The following is a 22,310-nucleotide window of genomic DNA, read 5'->3' as shown; positions in this document are numbered from 1 at the left end:
CCACCGTATGACGCCGGGCCCGCCCGTGGGGGCGCTGTGGCCCACCCCTCACCGTTCCTGTTGAGTGAGCGGGAGTGAGTCGTGGGACTTCTCCGGGGTGCTCGGCCGTCCGAACGGTGTTGACGGCGCTGGCGTGTGTTCTATGGGTCCGGTGGGCCTGCGGCGTCGTGCGCCCTCGGCTTGCTGGTGACACGCGAGCGAGAACCCATCGGGCGCCGTGCGGCTGGCCTGGTCGGCTGGCCCTCACGCGTCCTCTGTCGCGTGAGGGGTCCGACCGGCTTGCGCCGGGCGCGGTGCCCGAGGGATCTCCTGCCGATCACGACCGCTGCGGCCTGGTGGCCGTCCACGCTCGGGTCGCAGGCTTGGAGTGCGGGGAGCCAATGCTGGCGCCCCCAGCGGGAGGTATAGGCCGGGTCGACGGCGATCACTGCGATGCCGGCGGTCGCGGCCATCCCCACGAGTCGGGTGCGGAACTTCGCGGTCGGGATGCCCGCGACGGTGCGGCGGAACCGTTTGCCACGTCGACCACGGCCCATGGTCTCGCGGCCGGCGGCGCGCGCGTCGTCGAACCCGAGGTTCTCGATGCTGATCGACGCGCACCCGTGCTGGGTGGCGAGGTGGACCAGGCGGGTGATGACGTGCCGGACCTGCGCGTCGCGGCGGGCGGTGGTGCCCTCGATGGTGAAGCCCAGACGCACGGGGGCGCCGATGACGTTGCCGTGCTCGTCGATGACGGCGGCGTCGACGTGCCCGTCATTGAGGTCCACCCCGAGCGTGCGCTGGGCCTGCAACACCGTCAGCGGAACGGCAGGCACGTCTGCGTAGGCCCAGGACGCGTCGAGGTACCAGCGACCACGAGAGTCGCGGCGCAGGTCGTACCGGATCGCATGGTTCGAGGCGATCCGCATCGCCCATTCCTCGCCACGGTGCGTAGACAGCGACACCGCAGGCGTGATCGTCAGGCGCGGCCCGAACTCACCAGCCAGCGCGCCGGGGACCTTGATCGTCAACACACCCTCGCCAGTGACTCGGATGGTCTCGTTGCCGCACTTCTTGCCGGACTCACCGTCGGCGGTCAGGAACATCCGCTCATCGGTCCAGCGGCGTTCCCACTGCGCGCGGGTCATGCCGACCTGGTCGAGGTGCGCACGGTTGCGCCACAACCGGCCACCGCCCGCGACGATCCGCGGTCGGCCCTGCCCGCGGCGCACGAGCGCGTCGGCCAGGCGGGCTTCGAGCTGGGCCCTGCGACGAGACTTCGCGAACCGCTCCGCCTGCGTCTGGTAGCCCCTGACCGGTTTCGCCCTGGGTCGGTCTAGGTCACGGACCTCGCCACCCACAGGCGCGGCCAGGCGCGCGCCGATCGCGTTCGCCGCCGCCGTCAGCGAGTCCACGTGCGCGCCGAGCGCACGCATCCCCAGATCGTAGGAGTCGATGGCCGTGCGGGTGATCGCACCGGCCCACCGCGACGACGTCGCCGCCGTGAGGGCCTGCTTGCGTTCGGTTCGCCACGCCGCCTGGCCCTTCGCGGACATGCGACCCAGCCGGAGCCGACCAGCCAACGTCTCCCGGTACCGACAGCCCAGGAATACCCCGATCCGCTCAATAGCGGCAGCCTCGCTCACCGTGAGGTGGACGCGGGTGCGGGTCCGTGCGCCCTTCGGGGGCGCGACGACGAACGGTGCCGCGAGCACCCGCAGCCCCGACCTCGCCCGCACCGCGGCACTCACGCCGGCTCGCCCTCCACCCACGCCGCACACTCCAGCGCCCGCCTGGCACGGTTCCTCGCCGACCGTCGCCCGTACAGCCGGGCACAGAACGAGGTCAGCACCTCGGTCACGTCCCGCACGAGGTCGTCCTCGACCTCGCCCCCGTCGAGCACCACCAACCGGCGCCCCGACGCGGTCAGGGCAGCCTCGACCAGCTCGGTGTTCACCCACCCCAACCGGTCCCGGTGCTCCACGACCACGACCGTAACCGCCGGGTCCGACAACAACCGGCGCGCCTTGGTCCTGGCCCCGTTCATCCCGGAGCCGACCTCCGCCTCCGAACCCACCACCTTGTGCCCAGCCTGCGCAGCCCACACCATCAACCGCGCGGTCTGCCTGACCAGGTCATCCTTCTGGTCATGGGAGGAGACCCGCGCATACAAGCCAACCCCCTCGTCCCGCAAAGACGCCGAATTCGCCGCGACGCTGACAAGGATCGTGCGCGGACCCACCCGAGTCGCAGGCACCGGCAAGTTCCCCTCCCGGAACCACTTGCGCGCCGTCTGCGGGTGAACACCGTTCGCATGCGCCCACTCCGTCAAGTTCACGCCACCACGCCATCAAGCCTGCAACTCGCTTAAACGCACTCATACTTGCTTACGCATCACTAAAAGCGAGCAGTCCGACACCCCTCGAGGAGCGCGCCGATCCGCCGCGCGCCGCCACGGCTCGCGAGCAGACCGGAGACCAGGCCGCGCAGCGCCTCGCCCCACGATCCGGCGCCCTCGAGGTCGTGCTGGAGGCGCGTGAGCGCGAGCGTCCGTTCGTTGGCCGCGTGCCGCCGCGCGTGGTACCCGTCGACGGCGCTCGCGCCGGCGCCCGCGGCCAACGCCGCGGTGAGCGTCCGGGCGAGGTCGACGGCGTCGAGGATCCCGGCGTTGATCGAGCTGCCGCCCGCGGAGAACACGTGCGCCGCGTCGCCCGCGAGGAAGACCCGCCCGGCCCCGTACCGCGAGACGTGCCGGCTGTTGCCGACGACGCTGCGCGCGGACGACGACGTCGTGTACGGGAGGTCTGCGCCAAGCACCCGGCGGATGCTCGCGCGCAGCTCGTCGTCGGGGAGCTCGTCCGTCGGAGCGGCGGCCCCGTTCGGCTCTCGGGTGGCCACGAGGTAGACGTCGTCGGGCGCCGACGGGTCGAGGGCCCGCACGGGCGCGAGCGTCATCGAGCCACGCTCAGTGAGGTGCGGCCGGAACAGCGGGAGCGCGCCGACCCCCGGCACCTCGACGCGGTCCCGCGTGAGAGCGACGGCCCCGGCCGGGAGGGTGACGCGCGCCTGCCGGGAGATGTCGCCGCTGGTCACGCCCGGGAAGTCGATGCCGAGCCGCTTGCGCACGTGGCTGCGGGCGCCGTCGCATCCGACGAGGTACTCGGCGCGCAGCGCGACCGGCGAACCGTCCACCGACGCGCGCACCGTCACGCCGTCGCCGTCCTGGTCGAACGCCGTGACCTCGTGGCCGCGCAGGAAGGTGGCGCCCTGCCGCACGGCCCAGCGCTCGAGGAGCTCCTCAAGCCGCCGCTGCGGCACGGCGACGAGGTGCAGCGGACTGCCCACCAGGCCGAGCCGCAGGGTGAGCGGCCCGAAGCGGAACTGCGGTGCCCGCACCACGCGCAGGCCGGCGCCGTCGAAGATGCCGCGTCGGCGCAGCTCCACGGCCGCGCGCCCGACGACGCCGTTGCCTTTGGGCGTCTGCGCGGGACCTGGCTCTCGGTCCAGCACGAGCGTGCGCACGCCTGCGGCTGCCAGCTCGCCGGCGAGAAAGAGGCCGCTCGGCCCGGCACCGACGACGATCACCGAGTGCTTGTCAGTTTGAGTTGACATGTTGTCAGTCTGAATTGACAACGATCAGACTGTCAACCCAAACTGACACCATGCCCGCCGCCCTCCCGCCCGACCCGACCCCGGAGACCGACCCGGCCACTGGCCTGTGGGCGGTCGCAGCCCTGCACCGTCTCGCGGAGCGCGTGGAGGCCACCCATGTGGCCGCCGCTCGCCGGGCCGGATGGTCCTGGGAGCAGATCGGCGACGCCCTCGGCGTCACCCGCCAGTCCGCCCACGCGAAGCACGGGAAGCAGGAGCGCCATGTTTGAGCGGTTCGCACGGGACGCCCGCGACGTCGTCTTCGGGGCCATCGCGGAGGCGGGACGCCGCGGCGACCGTCGGGTCGGCACCGACCACCTGGTGATCGCCGCCCTGACCACGCCGTCAGCGGCCGAGGTCGTCGGCGCGTCGGCCGACGACGCCCGCCGCGCGGCCGACGACCTCGACCGGGGCGCCCTGGCCGCGATCGGCGTCGACGCCGCCGCGTTCGGTCCCCTGGGCCCGGCGGTCGGCGCGGATCGCCTGCCCTTCACGGCGGGGACCAAGACCGTGCTCCGCCGGGCGCTCGCCCTGACCGTGGCGGACCGGTCGCGCCGTCTCGAGGCGAAGCACCTGGTCCAGGCCCTGCTCGAGCGCCGCGCACCCGATCCCGCCGCCGAGCTCCTCGCGCGCCTGCGCGCTTCTGACTAGTCGCACGGGAGAGTTTGCACGTGAACGTCGCGGATGAGCAGTTCTGGGCCACGATCGGCCTGTTCGACGGACGACTGACGCGGCGAGGTCTTCGCACGTTCGGGCCTTCGCTCCCGCGAGCTCGATGACACCGAGGTCGCCGACTTCGTTCGCGTCTTGCAGGAGGTGAGGTCGTCGCTCGACGGTGTCGTAAGACGGGCGCGGTGCCACCGCCCGGTTCAGCGTCCCAGCGCCGGGCGAGCCCACCGAGGAGGCGGGACGACAGCTCGTCCGCGACGCCTACGAGCAGTTCCGCCGGAAGTTCGGCAGTCCGGCGATCCCCGCTCTAGCCGGCCGCCTCCCCCGCCCTCCGCAAGGCGCGCAGCACCGTCGCCACCACCAGCCGCTCGGCGCGGTCCGGCCGCAGCACGGCGACGACCCAGCGCGTGGCGGGCACGTCGGCGAGCGGCCGCAGCACGATGCCGCCGCCGGTCCGGGTCGTGAACCGCGGCAGGACGGCGACCTGGTCGCCGGCCGCCACCAGCGCCTCGACCAGGCGGTTGTCTCGCACCCGCTGCGCGACGCGCAGGTCGCGCCCGGCGCGCGCCGCGACCGCGCGGGCGACGGTGTCGAACGGGTACCCGTCGGGCACGCCGACCCACGTTTCCTCGGCCAGCTCCGTGGCCGTGACGGCGTCGCGGGCGGCGAGCCGATGGCCGGCAGCCATCGCGATGTCGAGCGGCTCGTGCGCGAGCCGCACGGTCCGCAGCCCCTCGGCTCCGCGTGGCGTCGGGCCCGCGAGCGAGTGGGCGATCACGATGTCGTGCGTGGCCACGAGCGCCGCGAACTCGTGCTCGGCGACGTCGACGTCGTCGCACACCACCTCGACGCCCGCCGCGGAGAGCTCGCCCAGCACCGGCGGCAGCAAGAACGTGGCGGCGCTCGGCAGCGCGGCGACGCGGACGGTGCCGGTGGCGGAGCCGCGGTAGGCGTCCCAGCGCGCGTTCGCCCGCGCGACCACGACGTCGACCTCCTGTCCCAGCTCGGCGAGCAGCCGCCCCGCCTCGGTCAGCCGCAGGCCGCGGCCTTCGGGCTCGACCAGGGTGGTCCCCGCGCGACGCTGCGCCACCTTGAGCTGCTGCGACACGGCCGACGGCGTGCGATGTGTCGCCACGGCGACGGCGGCGACGCTGCCGTGCACGGCGAGGTCGTGCAGCAGCGCGAGATGCTGCGGTTCCATGAAGGCAACCTACATCGTGATGGAGCGAAAATTGATTGCGCCTTCATCGACGCATCGGCAGCATCAGTCCCGTGCCCACCCGCCACCGCCTCCTCGCAGTCGCCGTCGCCGTCCTCTGGGGCGTCAACTTCGTGGCGATCGACGCGTCGCTCGCCCAGTTCCCGCCGATGCTGCTGGTCGCGCTGCGGTTCACCGTCATCGCGGTGCCCACCGTGCTGCTCGTGCCGTGGCCGCGCGTGCCGGTGCGCTGGTGGCTTCTCTACGGGGCAGGGTTCGGCGTGCTGCAGTTCCTGTTCCTGTACGCCGGCATGGCGGCCGGGATGCCCGCCGGGCTCGCCTCGCTCGTGCTGCAGTGCTCGGCGCCCTTCACCGTCGTGCTCGGAGCTGCCCTGCTACGGGAGCGGCTGCGGGGGCGCCAGGTGGTCGGCGTGGCCATCGCCGTCGTCGGGCTCGCCGTCGTCGGGCGGGAGCGGTGGGACGCCGCCGGGCTCGGGCCGTTCCTGCTGGTCGTCGCGGGCGGCCTCGGCTGGGCGTTCGGCAACCTCGGCAACCGTCTCGCGGTCGCGTCCAACCCGGAGGTGAAGCCGCTGCACCTGGTCCTGTGGATGAGCGTGGTGCCGCCGCTGCCGATGCTCGCCGTGTCCCTCCTCGTCGAGGGCCCGTCGGAGATCGCGAACGGGTTCAGCACGCTCGGCACGCGCACGGGCGCGCTCGCGATCGCCGGCCTCGCCTACACCGTCCTGCTCGGCACGCTGCTCGGCTCGGGGCTGTGGACCGCGCTCATGGCGCGGCACCCCGCCGGGCGGGTCGCTCCGTACTCGATGCTCGTGCCCGTCGTCGGCATCACCGCGGCGTGGCTCCTGCTCGGGGAGATGCCGACACCCGTCGAGCTCGCCGGATCCGCGCTGGTGGTCGGCGGCGTGCTCTGGGCGAGCACGCGCGGCGGCCGGCTCGCGAGGAGCAGGCTCAGCGCACCTCGACCCCGGACTGCAGCAACCCGAACACGTGCGAGTCGAGCAGCGCCTCCCACGACGCCTCGATGACGTTCGGGCCGACGCCGACGGTCGACCAGGTGCGCTCGCCGTCGGTGGTGACGACCAGGACACGCGTCGTCGAGTCGGTGCCCTGCTCCGTCTCGAGGATGCGCACCTTGAAGTCGGTGAGCTCGAACCGGTCGATCTCCGGGTAGGTTCGTCCCAGTCCCTTGCGCAGCGCCTGGTCGAGCGCGTTGACCGGGCCGTTGCCCTCGCCGGTCGTGACGATGCGCTCGCCGCCCGCGCGCAGCTTGACCGTCGCCTCCGCGGTCGCGACCGCGCCGCGTCCCTGACCCTGCCCGGGCAACGTCTCGACGATCGTGCGCCACGACTCGACCTCGAAGTACGCGGGGCGCTCGCCCTCGAGCTCCTCGCGCAGGAGCAGCTCGAACGAGGCGTCCGCGGCGTCGTAGGTGTAGCCGACCGCCTCGGCCTCCTTCACGCGGTTCGTCACCCGCGACAGCAGGTCGGCCTGGCCCGTGAGGTCGAACCCGAGCTCGCGGCCCTTGAGCTCGATCGCGGCACGCCCTGCCATCTCCGAGACGAGCATGCGCATGTCGTTGCCGACGGTCTTCGGGTCGACGTGCTGGTACAGGTCCGGGTCGACCTTGATGGCCGCGGCGTGGATCCCGCCCTTGTGCGCGAACGCGCTCGCACCCACGTAGGGCTGGCGCTGGAACGGCGCGATGTTGGTGATCTCGGCGATGGCGTGGGCGATGCGCGTGGACTCGCGCAGACCGCCGTCGGCGAGCAGCTCTCTCCCGTGCTTGAGCTCGAGGTTCGCGACGATCGCGATGAGGTCCGCGTTGCCCGTGCGCTCGCCGTAGCCGTTGACGCAGCCCTGCACGTGGCTCACGCCGGCGTCGACGGCGGCGAGAGAGTTCGCCACCGCGCAGCCGGTGTCGTTGTGGGCGTGCATGCCGAGCCGCGGCCCTTCACCGATCACGGCGCGCAGCGCCCCGACGACGTCGGTGACGCGGTCGGGCAGCATGCCGCCGTTGGTGTCGCACAGGGTGACGACCTCGGCACCTGCGTCGAACGCGGTCAGGGCCGCATCGGTGGCGAACTGCGCGTCGAAGCGGAACCCGTCGAAGAAGTGCTCGGCGTCGAGGACCACGCGGCGGCCCTCGCCGACCAGGAACCGCACGGTGTCGGCGATCATCGCGAGACCCTCGGCGCGCGTCGTCTTGAGCGCCCGCTCGACGTGGCGCACGTCGGACTTCGCGACGAGCGTGAGCACGGGGGCCTCGGAGTCGAGCAGGCCGCGCACCTGCGGGTCCGCGTCGACGGTGACGCCCGCGCGGCGCGTCGATCCGAACGCGGCGAGCACGGCGTTCTTGAGCGTCAGCTCGCTGCGAGCGCGGCGGAAGAACTCCGTGTCCTTCGGGATCGCGCCCGGCCAGCCACCCTCGATGAACCCGACCCCGAGCTCGTCCAGGAGCGGCGCGATCGCGAGCTTGTCCGCGACGGTGAGGTTCATGCCCTCCTGCTGAGCGCCGTCGCGCAGCGTGGTGTCGTACACGTCGAAGGTCACGTCGGGTCCTTCTTCCTGATGCTTCGTGGTGCTGGTTCTGCGTGCTCCGCCAACAAAAAAGACCTTCCAGGTACGGAAGGTCTGCGCGTCCGACGAGGGGTGGTCCCGGACGCGCTAGCTAATGATGCCGGTGTACTGCGAGGTCACCCGGCCATGGTGCCACACCCGGCCATCGGGGCGGCAGCCGTATCGCCCACCGGACCCCGTGCGTGTCGCCGGGTGTCGTCGCACGTCATGCGAATGGACGGCTCCCGTGGTCAGGTGGGATGACAAGCATGGGAGGAGCCCCTCATGACGGACCCGAACCGGCCCTACGACCCCAACCGGCCGTACGACCCGAACCGCCCCTACGAGCCTGTCCCCGAGCAGGTCGGCCCGTACGACCCGGCGACCGACGTCACGGCCACGCCCACGGCGGACCCACGCCTTGCGCTCGCCACCGGCCGGTACTGGGCGGGAGCGCTCGCGACGGTTCTCGTCTGTGCCTTGATCGGACTGGCAGCCTGGTTCATCGTCGACCAGGTGGCGGGCCAGGATCTGCAGAACCCGCCGTTCGGGGACAACGGCGCCCTGGGGTGGGCGATCGCCGGTGCGCTGTTCGCCCTGCTCGCCGCGGTGGTGCTGCAGCTGTTCGTGCTCACGACGCCGCGGCCGACGTCGTTCTTCGGCTGGGTGGTTGCCCTGGCGACGATCATCATGGCCACGCTGCAGTTCACGAGCGGCAAGGAGACGCTGAGCGCCGTGCTGACGGCCGTCGTCTGGGTGGTGCTGGGTGCGGCGGTCTGGTCGCTGCTGACAGGCGTGCTGTCCCGGACCGTCCTCCGCCGCACCCGCGCTGTCGGAACCGCCTGAGCCCTCCGCGGCGGCCCTGGGGGCCGTCCGCTCAGGCCAGGCGGCGCATCCAGCCGTGCCGGTCCGGGGTGCGGCCGTACTGGATGTCGGTCAGCTCCTGGCGGATCGCGATCGTCAGCTCGCCCGGCTGCCCGTCGCCGACCGTCGCGTCGAACGTCTCGCCCGCGAGGCGCCCCACCGGCGTGACGACGGCGGCGGTGCCGCAGGCGAACACCTCGGCGACCCGGCCGCCCTTCAGGCCCTCGACCAGCTCGGTCAGCGGGATGCGGCGCTCGACGACGTCGCGGCCGTGGTCGGCGGCGAGCCGCAGGATCGACGAACGCGTCACGCCTTCGAGGATCGAGCCGGTCAGCTCCGGCGTGTGCACCGATCCGTCGTCCATCACGAGGAAGACGTTCATGCCGCCGAGCTCCTCGAGGTAGACGTTGGACCCACCGTCAAGGAAGCAGACCTGGTCGAAGCCCTTCGCGGCCGCCTCCATCTGCGGCAGCAGGCTCGCGGCGTAGTTGCCGCCGCACTTGGCGGCGCCCGTGCCGCCAGGGCCTGCGCGGTGGTACTCCGCGTCCACCCAGATCGACACGGGCTTCACGCCACCCGCGAAGTACGCGCCCGACGGCGAGGCGATGACGAGGAACTGGACCTCGTCGGCCGGCCGCACGCCGAGGAACGGCTCGGAGGCGAACATGAACGGGCGCAGGTACAGGCTGGAGTCGGGCGCCGTCGGCACCCAGGCCCGGTCGGTACGGACCAGCACCGCGCAGGCGGCCATGAAGTCGTCGACGGGGAGCGCCGGCAGGGCCAGGCGGTGGGCAGAGCGCGCGAGGCGTGCGGCGTTCTCCTCGGGCCGGAACGCCCAGACGCTGCCGTCCGCGTGCTGGTAGGCCTTCAGACCCTCGAAGATCTCCTGCCCGTAGTGCAGGACGGCGGTCGCCGGGTCGAGCTGCAGCGGCCCGTACTTCTGGACGCGGCGGTGGACCCACCCCTCGTCGCGACGCCACGAGATGCGCGCCATGTGGTCCGTGAACACCGTGCCGAACTTCGGGCTGTCGAGCTTCTTCGCTCGCTCCTCGTCCGAGGCGGGGGTGTCGGTCAGGGTGACGGAGAACAGGTCCGCGATCTCCTCGATGTCCTCGGAGAGGATCGTGGCCGGCCCTGCGGTGTTCTCGGTCGTGCTCGTCATCGGTGTACGCCTTTCCGTGTGAACGTTCGTAGTCTTCCACGCCCACCGGCGGGATCCCCGCCGAAGAGCGGGCGGGGATCCGGCGTCGTCTCAGCCGCGCACGCGCGCGGCGAGGTCGGCGCCGACCTCCGCCGTCGTGCGTACTACGCCGCCCCGCTCGGCGAGGTCCGCCGCGACGGCGGCCTCGACGCGCATCGCCTGGTCCGTCAGGCCCAGGTGGTCGAGCAGCATGCTCACGCTGAGCACGGTGGCCGTGGGGTCGGCCTTGCCCTGGCCGGCAATGTCCGGTGCCGAGCCATGGATGGGCTCGAACATGCTCGGGAAGGTGCCGTCCGGGTTGATGTTGGCCGAGCCGGCCAGGCCCATGCCGCCCGTGATCGCGGCGGCCTCGTCGGTGATGATGTCGCCGAACAGGTTGTCGGTGACGATGACGTCGAAGCGCGACGGCTTGGTGACCAGGAAGATCGTCGCCGCGTCGACGTGCAGGTAGTCGGTGGTGACCTCGGGGAACTCGGCGTTGACGGCCTCGACCGTGCGGCGCCACAGGTGCCCGGCGTTGACCAGCACGTTGTGCTTGTGCACCAGGGTCAGGTGCTTGCGCTCGCGCTGCGCGGCCTTGGCGAAGGCGTAGCGCACCACGCGCTCGACGCCGAACGCGGTGTTGAGCGAGACCTCGGTGGCGACCTCGTGCGGCGTGCCCGTGCGGATCGAGCCGCCGTTGCCGGTGTACGGGCCCTCGGTGCCCTCCCGCACGACGACGAAGTCGACGTCGCCCGGGTTCGCGAGCGGGGAGGTGACGCCCTGGTAGAGCTTGTTGGGGCGCAGGTTCACGTAGTGGTCCAGCGCGAAGCGCAGCTTGAGCAGAAGGCCGCGCTCGAGGATGCCCGACGGGACGGTCGGGTCGCCGATGGCGCCGAGCAGGATGGCGTCGTGGCCCTTGATGGCCTCGAGCGTCTCGTCGGTGAGCGTCTCGCCCGTCGCGTGCCAGCGGCGCGCGCCGAGGTCGAAGTCGGTCGTGGCCACCTTGACGTCCGATCCGGCCAGCGCCGCCTCCAGGACCTTCAGGCCCTGCTCGACGACCTCCGTGCCGATGCCGTCACCTGCGACCACTGCCAGCTCGATGTTGCGCGTCATGGGCCTGAGGTTACGCCCAGGCCACCACGATGCGGGACGGCCGTCTCGGGGACTGAACAGCCCGGCGGCGCCGGATGTCGATGCGACGCGTCTCAGCGGCCCTTCGGGTACAGCAGCTCGAACCGCTCGCAGACGATGTCCATGTCCGGCCGGAACTCGTGCCCGGTCGGCGGCAGCGTCCGCCGCCAGTAGGTCTCGTGGCTCTCGCGCCACTCCTCCAGCGAGCGGTCGCCCTCGCCCTCGAGGAAGGCGTGCTCCTCGGTCACGGCCTCGAACCGGACGACCTCGACCACCGTCGTGCGGATCAGGGCGCCCGGCTCGCCTGCGCCGTCGAGCACGATGGACAGACTGCCCTTGCGGGGCAGGGGCTCGTCCGCGGCCTCGTACTCCCAGACCGCACCGGCCGTCGCCGTCTTGACGCGGGCCAGCACGAGCCGGAGCAGCTCGTCGGCGAGCTGCGGCGAGTCGCCGAACGACCACGCGGGCGGCGGCATGGTCTCGGTCCACCCGACCCCGACGACGGCGCCGACGCGCGCCATCCCCGCGCGCGTCCGGCTCTGCTCCCAGAACTGCTGGATCCGTCGCGCCTGGGCGACGTCGTCGGCGGCAGGCTCGTCGGCGTCGGGGGCGTTCACGTCAGGCGTCACGGGGCACATCCTGCCCTACACGAATGCAGGCGGCCGCCGCCCCCGAAGGGGCGACGGCCGCCGGCGAGGCTCATGGCATCCGTCAGCGGGCCGCGGAGCCCTCGGTGTAGTCGGCGTCCTGCTGCTTCCACGCGAAGTGGGCGCGCAGCTCCTTGCCCGTGACCTCGATCGGGTGCTGCGCCTCCTTCTCGCGCAGCTCGAGGAACTCCTTGCCGCCGTTGTCCTGGTCGCCGATGAAGCGCTCGGCGAAGGCACCCGACTGGATGTCGGCGAGGATCGCCTGCATCGACTCCTTGACGGCCGGCGTCACGACGCGCGGGCCCGAGACGTAGTCGCCGTACTCGGCGGTGTCGGAGACGGACCACCGCTGCTTCGCGATGCCGCCCTCCCACATGAGGTCGACGATGAGCTTGAGCTCGTGCAGCACCTCGAAGTAGGCGATCTCCGGCTGGTAGCCGGCCTCGGTCAGGGTCTCGAAGCCCGCCTGGACCAGGTGCGAGACGCCGCCGCACAGCACGGCCTGCTCGCCGAACAGATCGGTCTCGGTCTCCTCGGTGAACGTCGTCTTGATGACGCCGGCACGCGTGCCACCGATGGCCTTCGCGTAGGCGAGCGCGACGTCCCAGGCACTGCCCGAGGCGTCCTGCTCGACGGCGATGATGTCCGGGATACCGCGGCCGGCGACGAACTCGCGCCGCACGGTGTGGCCGGGCGCCTTCGGGGCGACCATGATGACGTCGACGCCCTCGGCCGGCTTGATGTAGCCGAAGCGGATGTTGAAGCCGTGGCCGAAGACGAGGGTGTCGCCCTCGTTGAGGTTCGGCGCCACGTCGTCGGCGTACAAGTGACGCTGCACCTGGTCGGGCGCGAGGATGACGATGACGTCGGCCTCGGCAGCGGCCTCGGCCGGCGTCAGGACGCGGAAGCCCTGCTCCTCGGCCTTGGCGCGCGACTTCGAGCCCTCCTTGAGGCCGATGCGGACGTCGACGCCCGAGTCGCGGAGGTTGAGCGCGTGCGCGTGCCCCTGGCTGCCGTAGCCGATGACCGCGACCTTCTTGGCCTGGATCAGCGACAGGTCGGCGTCGTCGTCGTAGAAAAGCTCTGCCACGGTGGTGCTCCTATGCGGTGAGTTATGCGGTTCGGACGCGCTCGAGCGCCCGGTCGGTGATGGATCGCGACCCGCGCCCGATGGCGATGGTCCCGGACTTCACGATCTCGCGGATGCCATACGGCTCGAGCGCCCCGACGAGGGCGGTGAGCTTGGCGTCAGTGCCGATGGCCTCGACGACGACGCTGTCCGGCACGACGTCGACGACGTGCGCGCGGAAGAGGTCGACGACCTCGAGCACGCCCGAGCGCGTCTGCGCGTCGGCGCGGACCTTGACCAGCAGCAGCTGCCGCTGGATCGACGCCTCGGACTCGAGCTCGACGATCTTGATGACGTGCACCAGCTTGTTGAGCTGCTTGGTCACCTGCTCGAGCGGCAGCTCGTCGACGTCGACCACGACGGTGATGCGCGAGATCTCCTCGTGCTCCGTCGGGCCGACGGCGAGCGAGTGGATGTTGAACGCGCGCCGGGCGAACAGGCCCGCGACGCGCGTCAGCACGCCAGGCTTGTTCTCGACCAGCACGGACAGCGTGTGCCTCGACATGGCGATCGGTCCTCCCTCAGTCCTCGCGGTCCCACGCCGGCGAGATGCCGCGGGCGTACTGGATCTCGTCGTTGCTCACGCCGGCGGCGACCATCGGCCACACGAGCGCGTCACGCGAGACGGTGAAGTCGACGACGACGGGCCGGTCGTCGATCTCGTTGGCGCGGCGGATGGCGTCGTCGACCTCGGACGCCTTCTCCACCCGGATGCCGACGGCGTCGTACGCCTCGGCAAGCTTGACGAAGTCCGGCACGCGCATCGTGCCGTGGCCCGTGTGCAGGTCCGTGTTCGAGTACCGCTCCTCGTAGAAGAGCGTCTGCCACTGCCGGACCATGCCGAGCGAGCTGTTGTTGATCACCGCCACCTTGATCGGGATGTCGTTGATCGTGCAGGTCGCCAGCTCCTGGTTCGTCATCTGGAAGCAGCCGTCGCCGTCGATCGCCCACACGGTGGCGTCCGGGCGGCCCACCTTGGCGCCCATGGCGGCCGGGACCGCGTAGCCCATGGTGCCGAGGCCGCCCGAGTTGATCCAGGTGCGCGGGTGCTCGTAGGTGATGAACTGCGAGGCCCACATCTGGTGCTGGCCGACGCCGGAGACGAACACCGTGTCCGGGCCGTTGACCTGCCCGAGGCGCTGGATCACGTGCTGCGGCGAGAGCAGGCCGTCGGCCGTCGGCGTGAAGCCGAGCGGGTACGTCTTGCGCCACTCGTCGATCTGGTGCCACCAGCCGGCCAGGTCAGGCAGCCCGGCACGCTCGTGCTCGGCCTGGAGCGCCGGGACCAGCTCGGCCAGCACCTCGCGCAGGTCGCCGACGATGGGGACGTCCGCCGTGCGGTTCTTGCCGATCTCCGCCGGGTCGATGTCCGCGTGCACGATGGCGGCGTGCGGTGCGAAGCTCGACAGCTGGCCGGTCACGCGGTCGTCGAAGCGGGCGCCGAGGGCCACGATGAGGTCGGCCTTCTGCAGGGCCGCCACAGCGGGCACCGTGCCGTGCATGCCGGGCATGCCCAGGTGCTGCGGGTGCGTGTCGGGCACCGCGCCGCGGGCCATGAGCGTGGTGACGACGGGTGCGCCCGAGACGTCCACCAGCGTGCGCAGCCCGTCCCACGCCTGGGCGCGGATGACGCCGCCGCCGACGTAGAGCACGGGCCGGCGCGCCGTCGCGAGCAGCCGCGCGGCCTCGCGCACCTGCTTGACGTGGGGCTTGGTCACCGGGTGGTAGCCGGGCAGGCGCGTCTCGTTCGTCCACGAGAACGTCGTACGGCCCTGCAGCGCCGACTTCGCGATGTCCACGAGCACCGGTCCGGGGCGGCCGGTCGCGGCGATGTGGAACGCCTCGGCGATGGTGCGCGGGATGTCGTCGGGGTTCGTGACCAGGTACGAGTGCTTGGTGACCGGCATCGTGATGCCGACGATGTCGGCCTCCTGGAATGCGTCCGTGCCGATCAGCGCCGCCCCGACCTGGCCGGTGATGGCCACCATGGGGATCGAGTCCATGTTGGCGTCGGCGAGCGGCGTGACGAGGTTGGTCGCGCCAGGGCCCGACGTCGCCATGGTGACGCCGACCCTGCCGGTCGCGTGCGCGTAGCCGGAGGCTGCGTGCCCGCCGCCCTGCTCGTGGCGCACGAGGATGTGCCGCAGGCGCGTGGAGTCCATCAGCGGGTCGTACAGCGGGAGGATCGCACCGCCGGGGATGCCGAAGACGACCTCCGCGCCGACCTCCTCGAGCGAGCGGACGACGGACTGAGCGCCGGTCATCGCCTCGCCGGCGACGGCGGCGGACGCCGTCTGTGTGCCGGGGACGACGACGGAGCTGCGCGCGGCGACCTGTGCGGGGCTCGGGTGCGGCTGTGCCATCGGAATCTCCTGCCAGTCGGTGGGTGCGGGGGCAATAGAAAACCCCCCGATCCCCGGGGTAGAGCTGCGGGGACGATCGAGGGGTGAGCGCGCTGACGAGGCCGTCGGTACGTCTGGCGTCAGCCAGCGCGCCCGGGAAGTACTACGAGGCCGATCGTCTGCATGCCCTGAAACCTACGCCCGAGCGGCGCAGGGTGTCATCTCGCGTGGCGCGCTTCCCACATCGTGGGATCGCCGATCGGCCGCTGGACGGCTCAGACGGCCTTCGCGTCGACGCCCAGCTCGCGCGCCGCCGCCGCGATCTCGCGCGCCAGCGCCGCGTCACGGCGGGACAGCCCGCCGACGTCGTGCGAGGTGAGCCGCACGGTGACGGTGCCGTACCGCAGGTCGACGTCGGGGTGATGGTTCGCCGCGTCCGCAAGCTCCGCGATGCGCGCCACGAGGCGCGCCCCGACGTCGAACGAGCCGGTCTCGAACACCCTCTCGGCGGCGTCCGCCACGTGCCAGTCCGCGGTGCCGGGCGCGGCCTCGAAGTCCTGGGCGGTGATGCGGTCGCTCATCCGTCCAGACTCCCTCAGCCCGGCGCTCGGCGCGAGGGCGGCGTCCAGCGGGCCAGGACGACCGGTGCTTGACTCGGAGCGGTCGCTGGGCTCCGGGAGGTGCCCTCCGTCAGTGGCCGCGGGTTCGACCGAAAGGGATCTGACCTCGTGGAGTCTGCAACGACAGCCGGAGAGACAGGGAAGCAGCTGCGCAGGATGCTGGTCCCGCTCGCGCTTGCGCAGTTCATCTGCAGCTTCGCCGGCTCCAACATGAACGTGATGATCAACGACATGAGCGAGGACCTCGACACCACGGTCGCCGGAATCCAGCTCGCGATCACGATCTTCCTGCTGGTGATGGCCGCGCTCATGATCCCCGGCGGAAAGCTCACCGACAAATACGGCCGCAAGAGGTGTTTCACCCTGGGCCTGGCCATCTATGCCGTCGGCGCCTTGATCAGCACGGTCGCGCCCAACCTGACGGTCCTCATCGTGGGCAACTCCATCCTCGAGGGCGTCGGCACAGCGCTGCTGATCCCACCGGTCTACATCCTCGTGACCATGCTCTTCACGACCGTGAGCTCCCGGGCTCGCGCGTTCGGGGCCGTCAGCGCTGCGGGCGGCGTCGGTGCCGCCACCGGCCCGCTGATCGGCGGGCTCATCACCGAGGCGATCAGCTGGCGCGCCGCATTCGTCTTCCAGGCGCTCGTCATCGCCGCCATCCTCTGGCTGGCGCGCACCCTCAAGGACCCGAGGCCGGCCGATCCGAGCCGCCCGTTCGACACGCTGGGAGCCGTCCTGTCCTCGGTCGGCCTCATCCTCGTGGTCATGGGCATCATGGCCGCGCAGAGCAACCTGTGGCTCACCGTCGGTCTGGTCGCCGCGGGAGCGCTGATGCTGTTCTGGTTCTTCGTCTCCGTCCGGGCCAAGGAACGCGCAGGCCGCGAACCGCTGCTCTCGGTGACCCTCTTCCGCAACCACGTCTCCAACCTCGGCCTGATCACCCAGAACTCCCAGTGGCTGCTGCTGATGGGGACCTCGTTCGTCGTCGCCGCCTTTCTGCAGGTCGTGCGTGGCTACAACGCGATCGAGACAGGCGTGATCTTTACGGCTGCCACCGTGGGAATCCTGACGGCGTCGCTGGCCGCGGAGCGGCTGGCCGAGCGGAGGGCCCAGCGCACCCTCATCATCGCCGGCTACGCACTCAGCGTGGTCGGAACAGCGGTCTTGCTGGCCCTCGTGGCGGGCCACCCGAGCGCGTGGGCGTTCGCCCCGGGACTCCTGCTCATCGGTCTCGGCATCGGCGTGATGCTCACCCCGTCGGTCAACGTCGTGCAGTCGGCATTTCCGGAGGAACGGCAGGGTGAGATCTCCGGTCTCTCGCGCAGCGTGTCGAACCTCGGGTCCTCGCTCGGCACAGCGGTCGCGGGCACCGTGCTGGTCGCCGGCATCACGTCCACCCCGTCGCGGGCCTACGGACTCGCCATGGCCGTGCTCGCCGCCGTCTCGCTGGTCGGGCTGGCCGCGGCGCTCCGCCTTCCCCGTCCGCAGCACGCCCCCCGCGAGCAACGAGCCAGCCCGCTCCCCTGACCGGCTCTCCGCCCGGTCAGTCCTCGACCAGAGGCGTTCGCGCGTCCACGTCGGCAGCCGTCGTCGTCGTGCGGGCAGGCATCGACGGCAGGCGATCCGACGGCGTCGTCGGCCGCAGCTCGAGCTGTTGGTCCAGTGTGATCGCGGCATCGATGAGCGAAAGATGGGTGAAGGCCTGGGGGAAGTTGCCGATCTGCTCGCCGGTGAGGGCGATCTCCTCCGAGTAGAGCCCGAGGTGGTTCGCGTAGGTCAGCATCTTCTCGAAGGTGAACCGCGCCTTGTACAGCTCGCCGGCCCGCGCGAGCGCGTCGACGTACATGAACGAGCACAGCGAGAACGTGCCCTCCGAGCCGCGCAGCCCGTCGGGCGAGGCGGCGGGGTCGTAGCGATAGACCAGGCTGTCGGTCACGAGCTCGCCGTCCATCGCCCGCAACGTCGAGAGCCACATGGGGTCGGTCGGGGTGATGAACCCGACGGTGGGCATCCGCAGCAGCGACGCGTCGAGGACGTCGGTCTCGTAGTGCTGACGGAAGGCCTGGCGGCGTTCGCTCCAGCCGCGCTCCATGATCTGCTGGTAGATCGCGTCCCGGTGCGTGTGCCATCTCTCGAGCGGCGCGGGGCGGCCGTACTTGGTGGCGAGGCGGATCCCGCGGTCGAGCGCCACCCAGTTCATGAGGCGGCCATAGGTGAAGTCCTGGCGCCCGCCCCGGGTCTCCCAGATGCCTTCCTCGGGTCGGTCCCAGTTCTCCGTGACCCAGTCGAGCAGCTCGCACATCTGCGTCCAGGAGCGGTGGCTCGCCGTGATGCCGTTCTGGTCAGCCCAGTACACGCTGTCCAGCGCCTCACCGTAGATATCGAGCTGCAGCTGGTCGGCGGCACCGTTCCCGATGCGGACCGGGCTCGAGCCGCGGTAGCCCTCCCAGTGCGTCAGGGTCTCCTCGGTCAGATCGCTGGAACCATTGACGCGATACATGATCTTCAGCGGCCCGCTGGCATCGCGGTCGCCCGCGGCCTCGGCTACGCGTTGCGCCAGCCAGCGTCCGAGACCGGCGGCCTCCTCGGTGAAGCCGAGTCGCAGGAGGGAGTAGACGGAGAAGGAGGCGTCGCGGACCCAGGTGTACCGATAGTCCCAGTTCCGCTCGCCACCGATCTGCTCGGGGAGCCCGGCCGTGGGCGCGGCCACGAGGCCGCCGCTCGGCGCATAGGTCATCAGCTTGAGGGTGATCGCCGAGCGGATCACCGCCTCGCGCCACCGCCCGCTGTACGTCGACCCGGCGACCCAGGACTCCCAGAACTTCACGGTGTCCCACATCAGCGCCCACGCCTCCGCCGGCGGGATCAGGCGGGGCGGGCCGGCGGCACCGGTCTCCAGCACGAGTCCCCGCATCTGGCCCGCATGGAGGGTGACCTTGGCATGCAGGTCGCCGTCGTCGGCATCCTGGTGCGGCTGGGTCAGGGCATCGTCGTCAGGCTCTCTGATCAGGTTCACCGTCATCGACGAACCGGCTCGACCCTCGAAGACGGCGCCGTCAGCCGCCAGACGGGTGCGTTGCGGTTCGCGCCCATAGTCGAACCGAGGCGCGATGTCGACCGCGAAGGTCATCTCCCCCCGGACGCACCGGATCATCCGGACCAGCCGGTGCCGAGGCGACGCCACCGAGCCCAGCACGGGCATGAAGTCGACGATCTCCCCCACGCCGGCCTCGGTCATGAACCGCGTCACCAGCACGGCGGTGTCGGGGAGGTAGAGCTGCTTGCTGGTGAACTGGGTCGCGACGGGACGGGTGCGGAGGTGACCGCCTTCCCGGTGGTCGAGCAAGGCGCCGAAGATGCTGGGCGAGTCGAACCGCGGGGCGCAGAACCAGTCGACCGTGCCGTCCGTCGAGACCAGGGCGGACGTCTGCAGATCGCCGATGAGCCCATGGTCTGAGATGAGGGGATAACCCGACATGGTTGCCTCCAAAGGGTCGTCCCAGCGTGGGCCGCGACACCTCGGCGACGCCTCATCCGGGCCGGATGAGCCGCCTGCGCAGGTTCAGTGAAGCGCCGCCTTCAGCACCGCCACCAGAATCCCGATCGCCGCACCGACCGCAGCGCTCGCGGCCCTCCCCCACGGGCTCAAGCCACTGCGGACCCCCGCCAGGTAGCTGTAGCCGGTCAGCAGGACGATCGTGACGATCAGCGCTAGCCACGCGGCCGTGCGAAGCTCCGCGCCCGCCAGCTCCGCGCCCAGGAGCACGAGGACCGGGAGGACGGAGACGCCCGCGATCGGCCAGGTCTCTGCGAGGGCCACGCGCAGCGCCGCAAGTGGGTGACGGCCGTGTGTCATGGAGGCGCCGAGCGTCTGCGCATGCAGGTGCGCCAGCCAGTAGACGAACACGGTGCCGAAGATCGCGAGGCTCAGCTGCGTGGCGGACTCGAGATGCGCTGCGCCGTAGGCGATCGCCGCAGCGCAGACGACCGTGCCGGTGATCACCCCTTCGCCGCCGAGCAGCTCGAGCCGGTCGGCAAAGACACTCCACGCCCCGAGTCGCTCGTCGTTCGGTGGCGAAGGCCGGTCGTCCTCCATGCACCATGCCTACACCCGGCGACGGCGCTCCTGCCACGAGAAGGGATCCGTCGCACCTCATCCGCGGAGGGTGATCCCGCCGGGAGCGATCCGGGCGACGATCGCTGCGACCGGCCAAGGAGAACGGACAGGAGCAGACGATGTGTCGATGGCTTGCGTACTCCGGGTCTCCCCTGCTGATGGAGGATCTGCTCTACCGGCCCGAGCACTCCCTGATCGTCCAGAGCATGCACTCCACGATGGGCGCGGAGACCACCAACGGTGACGGCTTCGGCGTCGGCTGGTACGGCGACAGCGAGAAGCCCGGGGTGTTCCGCAGCACCGAGCCCGCATGGAACGACCGCAACCTGCGCGACATCTCGGGCTACATCGCGTCACCCCGGATGTTCGCGCACATCCGTGCGGCGATCGGGTCGCCCGTGCAGCAGACCAACTGCCATCCCTTCCGGCACGGCCGGTGGCTCTTCATGCACAACGGGTACATCGACGGCTTCCATGCGATGAAGCGAGACCTGGCCCTCGCCGTCGCCCCCGAGCTCTTCTCGGACATGGAGGGCACCACCGACACGGAGATGCTCTTCTTCCTCGCTCTGACCTTCGGCCTGACCGACGACCCACCGGCCGCCGTCGCCCGCGCGGTGGGGCTGGTCGAGGAGGCCGGTCGCCGGCATGGCATCGAGTTCCCCGTGCAGATGACCGTTGCCACGACCGACGGCGAGACGACGTGGGCGTTCAGGTACTCGACGGAGGGCCGCTCCCGCACGCTCTACCACAGCACCGACATCTCGACCTTGCGCCGCCAGTACCCCGACAACCCCGCGCTCCACCTGCTCTCCGACGAGTCACGCATCGTCGTCTCGGAGCCGTTGGGCGGGCTGCGGGGTGCCTGGCGGGAGGTCGCCGAGTCGACGTGCGTCGTCATCCGCGAAGGCAACGAAGAGCTGCTGCCGTTCGCGCCGACCGCTCCCTGAACGCGACTCCTGCCGGCGACGACCGCAGTCGTCGCCGGCAGGAGTCGACCGTTCGCTCGGCAGCCCCTCGTGCGGCAGCCCCTCGTGGCGCTGCCTCACCGATTCAGGATCTTGGCCTTCTGGGCCGCGAACTCCTCCTCCGTGAGAATCCCTTGGTTCTTCAGCTCCGCGAGCTCCTTCAGCTCGTCGATGACGCTGGGCGCAGCGGCGGCGGGAGCCGGGGCAGGCGCTGCGACAGGTTGCTGGGTCTCCTGGTAGGCCTGCTCCCGATCGGCGTAGATCTGGGCGTCCCGATCTGCGAACTTCTCGGCCTGCCTGCGCTGGACTCGACCGCTCACGGCCGTGGCCGTGCCTGCGATGACGGCGGTTCGCGCCACGCCTCTCAGTAGTCTGGGCATGTCAGTGCTCCTCAAGCAGTAGTCGAGTCGATGGCCTCGAGCTCGTCGAGGTCATCCATGATGTCTTGGGCAGGGATCCTGGCACTGGCGATCACGTCACCGCCCGCCCTGCGCGCTGCGGCGATGAACGGGACCGCCCAGCTGTTCTCGTAGACCAGCAGCGCGGCCACGGTGCCGGGCGACATCGCGTCCGCGGCCCGACTGATGTCGTCGTCGCCGATGAGCCCCGAGGCTGCGCCGGCGAAGTACGAGAAGCCGCCGACACCGGCAGGATCGTGGAGCTCGAACGCCTCGACGGATCCGTCCTCGCCCTTGCCGATGACCACGAGGTCATAGATCCGGATGGTGCCTTGCTCGACGAGCTCGACGAGCTCGGGCGCTACCTCGCCCGTCAGCCTGTCGCCCGGGAACTCGATCAGCACGAAGTCGATCGGGCCGTACACGTCGCTGGCTGGTGTTGACATCGCTACCTCCTCCTTGGAGAGCTCAGGCCCGGACCCGGACCGGTCGAAGCCGAGCCCGCGAAAGCACAGTGGCCACCCGACATCCCTACGCCCCGCCGGGGCGGTCAGGGCTCACCCCTGCCGGATGATTCAGCGGATCAGTGCTCCATCGATCGAACGTAGCGCGACGGTGGGCCGGTCGCGCCGCAGCGAGCGTCCCAGAACGGACTGCTTCAGGCGCGAACCCGGTGCGCGAGAGTCACCCCTGGCAGGTGAGGTGCCCGGAAGCGAAACCGCCTACACCTGCACCAGACGGGTACTGCCGTACGGCGAACGGGCGCGATGCCCTCGCTCGGCACACTACGAGCACGGAGGTGCTGGTCATGAACACGCAGCAGAGGTGCTGGTC

Annotated in this window: 22 protein-coding genes; 6 read left to right on the top strand and 16 right to left on the bottom strand. The window is 71.1% G+C overall.

Annotated features, from left to right (window positions below):
• Positions 1-140: 140 nt before the first annotated feature.
• Genes ACO4JP_RS06165 through ACO4JP_RS06155 form a run of 3 tightly spaced genes read right to left on the bottom strand, consistent with a single transcriptional unit; the run spans position 141 to position 3,591 of the window.
• Positions 141-1,730 (bottom strand): hypothetical protein, encoded by a 1,590-nt coding sequence (locus ACO4JP_RS06165; protein ID WP_425956503.1) that lies wholly within the window; start codon positions 1,728-1,730, stop codon positions 141-143.
• Entirely contained in the window at positions 1,727-2,317 is a 591-nt protein-coding gene (locus ACO4JP_RS06160; protein ID WP_425956502.1) for an IS607 family transposase, read from the bottom strand. The genes ACO4JP_RS06165 and ACO4JP_RS06160 overlap by 4 nt, the downstream gene beginning before the upstream one ends.
• Before the next feature lie 59 nt (positions 2,318-2,376).
• Complete coding sequence (locus tag ACO4JP_RS06155; protein ID WP_425956501.1) at positions 2,377-3,591, bottom strand: FAD-dependent monooxygenase; 1,215 nt, start codon at positions 3,589-3,591, stop codon at positions 2,377-2,379.
• Positions 3,592-3,641: 50 nt separating this feature from the next.
• Between ACO4JP_RS06155 and ACO4JP_RS06150 the strand changes: the two genes are divergently transcribed.
• Positions 3,642-3,860, top strand: coding sequence for a helix-turn-helix domain-containing protein (locus ACO4JP_RS06150; protein ID WP_425956500.1), 219 nt, complete (start codon positions 3,642-3,644; stop codon positions 3,858-3,860).
• Complete coding sequence (locus tag ACO4JP_RS06145; RefSeq protein ID WP_425956499.1) at positions 3,853-4,281, top strand: Clp protease N-terminal domain-containing protein; 429 nt, start codon at positions 3,853-3,855, stop codon at positions 4,279-4,281. Before ACO4JP_RS06150 ends, ACO4JP_RS06145 begins: the two co-directional genes overlap by 8 nt.
• A gap of 325 nt (positions 4,282-4,606) precedes the next feature.
• On the opposite strand, the gene ACO4JP_RS06140 is transcribed toward ACO4JP_RS06145, so the two are convergent.
• A complete protein-coding gene (locus ACO4JP_RS06140; protein ID WP_425956498.1) occupies positions 4,607-5,500 on the bottom strand; it encodes a LysR family transcriptional regulator in 894 nt (297 codons plus the stop codon).
• 71 nt (positions 5,501-5,571) lie between these two features.
• Between ACO4JP_RS06140 and ACO4JP_RS06135 the strand changes: the two genes are divergently transcribed.
• Positions 5,572-6,543: an EamA family transporter gene (locus ACO4JP_RS06135; protein WP_425956497.1), complete on the top strand. Its 972-nt coding sequence runs from the start codon at positions 5,572-5,574 to the stop codon at positions 6,541-6,543.
• Here the strand turns inward: ACO4JP_RS06135 and cimA are convergent.
• Positions 6,467-8,068: a citramalate synthase gene (gene cimA, locus ACO4JP_RS06130; RefSeq protein WP_425956496.1), complete on the bottom strand. Its 1,602-nt coding sequence runs from the start codon at positions 8,066-8,068 to the stop codon at positions 6,467-6,469. The genes ACO4JP_RS06135 and cimA overlap by 77 nt on opposite strands.
• Positions 8,069-8,359: 291 nt before the next feature.
• Here cimA and ACO4JP_RS06125 point away from each other — a divergent pair, with 291 nt between their 5' ends.
• Positions 8,360-8,920: a DUF6069 family protein gene (locus tag ACO4JP_RS06125; RefSeq protein ID WP_425956495.1), complete on the top strand. Its 561-nt coding sequence runs from the start codon at positions 8,360-8,362 to the stop codon at positions 8,918-8,920.
• Between the two features lie 31 nt (positions 8,921-8,951).
• Here the strand turns inward: ACO4JP_RS06125 and ACO4JP_RS06120 are convergent, their stop codons facing one another.
• The 7 genes from ACO4JP_RS06120 to ACO4JP_RS06090 all read right to left on the bottom strand — a co-directional run bounded on the left by ACO4JP_RS06120 (position 8,952) and on the right by ACO4JP_RS06090 (position 15,951).
• Positions 8,952-10,100, bottom strand: a complete 1,149-nt coding sequence (locus ACO4JP_RS06120) for a branched-chain amino acid aminotransferase (RefSeq protein ID WP_425956494.1) — start codon at positions 10,098-10,100, stop codon at positions 8,952-8,954.
• Positions 10,101-10,190: 90 nt separating this feature from the next.
• Entirely contained in the window at positions 10,191-11,234 is a 1,044-nt protein-coding gene (locus tag ACO4JP_RS06115) for a 3-isopropylmalate dehydrogenase (RefSeq protein ID WP_425956493.1), read from the bottom strand.
• Positions 11,235-11,326: 92 nt separating this feature from the next.
• A complete protein-coding gene (locus tag ACO4JP_RS06110; RefSeq protein ID WP_425956492.1) occupies positions 11,327-11,881 on the bottom strand; it encodes an ASCH domain-containing protein in 555 nt (184 codons plus the stop codon).
• 82 nt (positions 11,882-11,963) lie between these two features.
• Positions 11,964-12,989, bottom strand: coding sequence for a ketol-acid reductoisomerase (gene ilvC / locus ACO4JP_RS06105; RefSeq protein WP_425956491.1), 1,026 nt, complete (start codon positions 12,987-12,989; stop codon positions 11,964-11,966).
• A 22-nt stretch (positions 12,990-13,011) separates the two neighbouring features.
• Entirely contained in the window at positions 13,012-13,533 is a 522-nt protein-coding gene (ilvN, locus tag ACO4JP_RS06100) for an acetolactate synthase small subunit (protein WP_425956490.1), read from the bottom strand.
• A gap of 16 nt (positions 13,534-13,549) precedes the next feature.
• Entirely contained in the window at positions 13,550-15,391 is a 1,842-nt protein-coding gene (locus ACO4JP_RS06095) for an acetolactate synthase large subunit (protein WP_425956489.1), read from the bottom strand.
• A gap of 254 nt (positions 15,392-15,645) precedes the next feature.
• Positions 15,646-15,951 (bottom strand): 4a-hydroxytetrahydrobiopterin dehydratase, encoded by a 306-nt coding sequence (locus ACO4JP_RS06090; protein ID WP_425956488.1) that lies wholly within the window; start codon positions 15,949-15,951, stop codon positions 15,646-15,648.
• A 195-nt stretch (positions 15,952-16,146) separates the two neighbouring features.
• Between ACO4JP_RS06090 and ACO4JP_RS06085 the strand changes: the two genes are divergently transcribed.
• Entirely contained in the window at positions 16,147-17,520 is a 1,374-nt protein-coding gene (locus tag ACO4JP_RS06085; RefSeq protein WP_425956487.1) for an MFS transporter, read from the top strand.
• Between the two features lie 16 nt (positions 17,521-17,536).
• Here ACO4JP_RS06085 and ACO4JP_RS06080 read toward each other — a convergent pair whose 3' ends face one another.
• Both ACO4JP_RS06080 and ACO4JP_RS06075 read right to left on the bottom strand, forming a co-directional pair.
• Positions 17,537-19,471, bottom strand: a complete 1,935-nt coding sequence (locus ACO4JP_RS06080) for a glycoside hydrolase family 15 protein (RefSeq protein ID WP_425956486.1) — start codon at positions 19,469-19,471, stop codon at positions 17,537-17,539.
• 84 nt (positions 19,472-19,555) lie between these two features.
• Positions 19,556-20,089, bottom strand: a complete 534-nt coding sequence (locus ACO4JP_RS06075) for a hypothetical protein (protein WP_425956485.1) — start codon at positions 20,087-20,089, stop codon at positions 19,556-19,558.
• Between the two features lie 140 nt (positions 20,090-20,229).
• Here ACO4JP_RS06075 and ACO4JP_RS06070 point away from each other — a divergent pair, with 140 nt between their 5' ends.
• Positions 20,230-21,060: a class II glutamine amidotransferase gene (locus ACO4JP_RS06070; protein ID WP_425956484.1), complete on the top strand. Its 831-nt coding sequence runs from the start codon at positions 20,230-20,232 to the stop codon at positions 21,058-21,060.
• A 95-nt stretch (positions 21,061-21,155) separates the two neighbouring features.
• Here ACO4JP_RS06070 and ACO4JP_RS06065 read toward each other — a convergent pair whose 3' ends face one another.
• Complete coding sequence (locus ACO4JP_RS06065; RefSeq protein ID WP_425956483.1) at positions 21,156-21,398, bottom strand: SHOCT domain-containing protein; 243 nt, start codon at positions 21,396-21,398, stop codon at positions 21,156-21,158.
• 71 nt (positions 21,399-21,469) lie between these two features.
• Positions 21,470-21,922, bottom strand: a complete 453-nt coding sequence (locus ACO4JP_RS06060; protein ID WP_425956482.1) for a DUF6325 family protein — start codon at positions 21,920-21,922, stop codon at positions 21,470-21,472.
• Between the last annotated feature and the right edge of the window lie 388 nt (positions 21,923-22,310).

Origin of the sequence: Xylanimonas sp. McL0601 (genome assembly GCF_049852175.1) — a bacterium.
Taxonomy (GTDB): domain Bacteria; phylum Actinomycetota; class Actinomycetes; order Actinomycetales; family Cellulomonadaceae; genus Xylanimonas.
The sequence above is the reverse complement of the archived record's forward strand: the minus strand, read 5'-3'. Positions and strand labels throughout refer to the sequence as shown.

Excerpts from the sequence above, each read along its gene's own strand:
- ACO4JP_RS06155 (WP_425956501.1), bottom strand. The coding sequence starts at position 3,591 with ATGTCAACTCAAACTGACAAGCACTCGGTGATCGTCGTCGGTGCCGGG.
- ACO4JP_RS06150 (WP_425956500.1), top strand. The coding sequence starts at position 3,642 with ATGCCCGCCGCCCTCCCGCCCGACCCGACCCCGGAGACCGACCCGGCC.
- ACO4JP_RS06145 (WP_425956499.1), top strand. The coding sequence starts at position 3,853 with ATGTTTGAGCGGTTCGCACGGGACGCCCGCGACGTCGTCTTCGGGGCC.
- ACO4JP_RS06140 (WP_425956498.1), bottom strand. The coding sequence starts at position 5,500 with ATGGAACCGCAGCATCTCGCGCTGCTGCACGACCTCGCCGTGCACGGC.
- ACO4JP_RS06125 (WP_425956495.1), top strand. The coding sequence starts at position 8,360 with ATGACGGACCCGAACCGGCCCTACGACCCCAACCGGCCGTACGACCCG.
- ACO4JP_RS06120 (WP_425956494.1), bottom strand. The coding sequence starts at position 10,100 with ATGACGAGCACGACCGAGAACACCGCAGGGCCGGCCACGATCCTCTCC.
- ACO4JP_RS06115 (WP_425956493.1), bottom strand. The coding sequence starts at position 11,234 with ATGACGCGCAACATCGAGCTGGCAGTGGTCGCAGGTGACGGCATCGGC.
- ilvN (WP_425956490.1), bottom strand. The coding sequence starts at position 13,533 with ATGTCGAGGCACACGCTGTCCGTGCTGGTCGAGAACAAGCCTGGCGTG.
- ACO4JP_RS06095 (WP_425956489.1), bottom strand. The coding sequence starts at position 15,391 with ATGGCACAGCCGCACCCGAGCCCCGCACAGGTCGCCGCGCGCAGCTCC.
- ACO4JP_RS06090 (WP_425956488.1), bottom strand. The coding sequence starts at position 15,951 with ATGAGCGACCGCATCACCGCCCAGGACTTCGAGGCCGCGCCCGGCACC.
- ACO4JP_RS06085 (WP_425956487.1), top strand. The coding sequence starts at position 16,147 with ATGCTGGTCCCGCTCGCGCTTGCGCAGTTCATCTGCAGCTTCGCCGGC.
- ACO4JP_RS06080 (WP_425956486.1), bottom strand. The coding sequence starts at position 19,471 with ATGTCGGGTTATCCCCTCATCTCAGACCATGGGCTCATCGGCGATCTG.
- ACO4JP_RS06075 (WP_425956485.1), bottom strand. The coding sequence starts at position 20,089 with ATGGAGGACGACCGGCCTTCGCCACCGAACGACGAGCGACTCGGGGCG.
- ACO4JP_RS06070 (WP_425956484.1), top strand. The coding sequence starts at position 20,230 with ATGTGTCGATGGCTTGCGTACTCCGGGTCTCCCCTGCTGATGGAGGAT.
- ACO4JP_RS06060 (WP_425956482.1), bottom strand. The coding sequence starts at position 21,922 with ATGTCAACACCAGCCAGCGACGTGTACGGCCCGATCGACTTCGTGCTG.